Raw genomic sequence first — 385 nt, 5'->3', positions numbered from 1 at the left:
GCCGACAAGATCATCCTCGAAGTCAACCAGTGGCACCCGCCGGGCCTCGAAGGCATGCACGACATCTACTACGGCACCGACCTGCCGCCGCACCGCGTGCCGATCCCGCTGCTGCAGCCGAACGACCGCATCGGCGAGCCCTATCTGCAGTGCGATCCCGACAAGGTCGTCGCCGTGGTCATGACCAACCAGCCCGACCGCAACTCGGTGTTCGCGCAGCCCGACGACAACTCGCAGCGCATTGCCGCCCACATCATTGAATTTCTGCAGCGCGAGGTGCAGCTCGGGCGCCTGCCGCGCGAGCTGCTGCCACTGCAGTCGGGCGTGGGCAACATCGCCAACGCCGTGCTGGCAGGCCTCAACGACGGGCCGTTCAACCACCTCA

At 66.5% G+C, this 385-nt stretch carries 1 pseudogene; it reads left to right on the top strand.

The window, feature by feature from the left end:
- A pseudogene (locus tag QZH66_RS18730) lies at positions 1–385 on the top strand (propionyl-CoA--succinate CoA transferase); the annotation flags it as partial.

The organism is Stenotrophomonas sp. YIM B06876 (genome assembly GCF_030711595.1).
Lineage (GTDB): Bacteria > Pseudomonadota > Gammaproteobacteria > Xanthomonadales > Xanthomonadaceae > Stenotrophomonas.
The sequence above is the reverse complement of the archived record's forward strand: the minus strand, read 5'-3'. Positions and strand labels throughout refer to the sequence as shown.